Source organism: Desulfonatronospira sp. (assembly GCA_003563255.1).
GTDB lineage: Bacteria > Desulfobacterota > Desulfovibrionia > Desulfovibrionales > Desulfonatronovibrionaceae > Desulfonatronospira.
Window position 1 is genome coordinate 1 of sequence record PWSL01000469.1, and the last position, 2,959, is coordinate 2,959.

At 50.8% G+C, this 2,959-nt stretch carries 2 protein-coding genes; both read right to left on the minus strand.

Features of this window, described 5'->3' with window-relative positions:
- Nucleotides 1-1,298 (minus strand): glutamine synthetase family protein (locus tag QZP87_RS13850; RefSeq protein WP_291323512.1); only part of this gene is annotated, 1,298 nt, incomplete at its 3' end.
- A gap of 364 nt (nt 1,299-1,662) precedes the next feature.
- Complete coding sequence (locus tag QZP87_RS13855; RefSeq protein ID WP_291323513.1) at nt 1,663-2,736, minus strand: KamA family radical SAM protein; 1,074 nt, start codon at nt 2,734-2,736, stop codon at nt 1,663-1,665.
- Nucleotides 2,737-2,959 lie beyond the last annotated feature (223 nt).

Genomic DNA, 2,959 nt, shown 5'->3' on the forward strand with positions numbered 1-2,959 from the left:
GGCAGATACTTTTCAAATTCCATGGTGGTAACGCTGGTTCGATGTTCTTCCCATTCCGCTGTCTTGATGGTCATGAGGTTGTTGTACTGTTGCTCTCCCAGCAACTCGAGCAGAAACCTGCTGTCCTCTGCTTCAACCAGGGCCTCGAACATGGTTTTAGGCAAAAAGCGGGTATCCCAGACCCTTTTTTTAATGGACTGCAAATAGGCCTTGCCGATGTCCGGGCTGTTGCAGTCAAGTTTTTCCCGGATGCCCTGCAGGCCCATCTTGATGAAGGCCGCCATCTGCAGGTAGATGTTGCCAGCGGGGTCCGGGCTTCTAAGTTCCAGCCTTGTAGCCTGAGGGTTGGTGGCGTATGGGATGCGGACCATGGAAGTGCGGTTTCGAGGTCCCCAGCCGACTACTACCGGGGCCTCGCGCTCAATGACGTAGGCCTTGTAGGAATTGTAGGTGGAGGCCATGAGAATGGAAGTCTGCCGGGCATACTTGAGTATTCCTGCAATAAAATGCCTGGCCAGAGGGCTCAGGTCATGATCCTCACCCTCCCGGTAAAAAATATTCTGTCCCTCTTTATCCTGCATGGAAAGGTGAATGTGCAGGGCGTTGCGGTTTTTGTCGTTGAAGGGCTTGGGCATAAAACTGGCGTGCAGGCCGTGTTCCGAGGCTATCATGTGGGTGACATAGTTGAAGACCAGGGTCCTGTCTGCGGCATTCAACGGGTCAGAGCACTCGAAGTTGATCTCGTGTTGTGAGGGGCTGACCTCGTGGTGGGCTTTTTCAAAGGGCACCCCGCAACGGGTCAGGACATCTATGATGCGGTTGCGGACATTTTCCCCCCTGTCTCTGGGATCGGCCTCACAGTAACCTGCATTGTCGGTATTGAGATCCATAGAGTACTTATCCTGGTGAAAAAGAAAGAATTCGTACTCCGGACTGGCCTGAAAACTGTAGCCCATTTCCTCGGCCTCACCAACGACTTTTTCCAGAACAAACCTGGGATCTGTGCTGGCCCGTTCACCATGTTCGTTGTGGATGGTACCAACGAAAAGGGAGGTTTTCTTCTCCTTGAAGCCAAGAGTTATCATGCTTTCAATGATTGGCATGAGCAATCGGTCACTGTGCTCCACAGTGGCTATACCCGGTACGGAACTGCCGTCAAAACCGATGCCTTCTTTGGAGATCTGCCCTATGTTTCGGGGGTTCACCGGCAGACGTCTTATGTGTCCGTTCAGGTCTGTGAATATGATTTCAGTAGAGTCGGTGGGTTGCATAAGGATTTCAGGTTCTTCGCTGGACATAGTGAACTCCTTTCAAGATGTTTGGAATGAATCTGTTTAGCGCTTTGCAATTATTCTTATTTTTTTTATGGCAGGGTTTGAGGGGTAAACGCCTAAACAGATACCTTGGAATATGTTTTTTGCTGGACAGGCCTGGATACATAATGAACCGGCAATGATTTGACAGTACTTGAAGAGGGCTGAAGGTGTGAAGTCCCCGAACGGATATGCAGAGAAGCTGTCCTTTTTGGACTGCAAAGCCGGGTTGAAAAAATATTTGGCTGGATGAGGCGCTGTCTTCGTGGTTGTCCATAATGGATGTTTTCATTCCCGGCCGGCCTGCAGCCCCTGCAGGGGACGGGCCGGCCGGGAAGAGTGCATATTATTATTCTGGTATTAAAGGCAAGGCAGTACTTTGATCGAGATAATTCCTCAGGATGTACTCCGTATCTGTTTTTTCCTTTATGTAGTAGTCCGGCATAAGGGGAACCTTGCCGATGTTGGTGGCAATGACATACATAGGCTGTGAAAGGCCGGTGGTATGTCCCCGGATAGCATCCCGGATAAGTTCTGCCCCTTTTTCCACCGGGGTTCTGAAATGGTCAATCCCCGGGGCCGGTTCGCAGTAAAATACGTAATAGGGACGGATGCGTACTGTGAGAAGCTTCTGGTGCAAATCCCTGAAGGACTGCGCGTCATCGTTGATGCCTTTCAACAGTACGGCCTGATTGCCCACGTTTACACCGCAACGAAGCAGGTCATATACCGCCCGTGCGGTTTCCTCGGTGATTTCCCTGGCATGGTTGCACTGGGTATTGATCCATACTGGTACCCGGTGAAAATCTTCCAGGATTTTGCGCAGTTCTTTATTGATCCTGCTTGGCAGTACTATGGGGGTGCGGGTGCCGAAGCGGATCATCTGCACGTGTGGGATACGTCTCAGTTCTGTAATAATGCGGTCCAGTTTGTCATCTGACAGGATAAAGGGATCGCCGCCGGTGACAAGCACATCGCGCACCTCGGTATGCTCCCTGATCCATCCAAGGCCTTCGTCCACGTCGAAACGCAGGCTAAGTCCCTGATCCACTACAAGTTCTTTGCGAAAGCAGTGCCTGCAGTAGTTGGCACAGACATCTGTCACGGTAAAAGCGATGCGGTCCTGGTACTGCCTGGCGATGCAGTCAGGGCGTTTTTCGCCTACTGCTCGATTTTCCTTGTGAATCAGGTAGTCCTGGAGGCCGTATTTGTTTTCTTTTTCCTTGAGAGAGGGAACCACCTGCCTGCGTATGGGGCAGGCGGGGTCTTGGCGATCCATGAGAGATGCAAAGTACGGAGTCGTTCCCCACCGGGTGCGCATAGTGGTGACGGCTTCATCTTCTTCCGGGGTTATGTCCACATAGTCAGCCAGTTTTTCCCTGGTTTTGACCATTTGCTGCAGTTCTTTGATCCACTCCTGCATTTGAGATACCTCACTGATGTTAGATTATAGATAAAACACTCCTGACCTGGGAAAGGTATCCCTTGTTGAGGAGGCTGTTTTCTTTCTGTACAGTGGGTATTTTTTTGCATGTGAGGTCCTGTATCACAATAATTATTTCTGTTTAGCGCCCTAAGTGTTGTATAAGGACTGTCACCGGGTATCTGTTTAACGCTTTTCAGGAAAGCAGGGGACAGGCACCCCA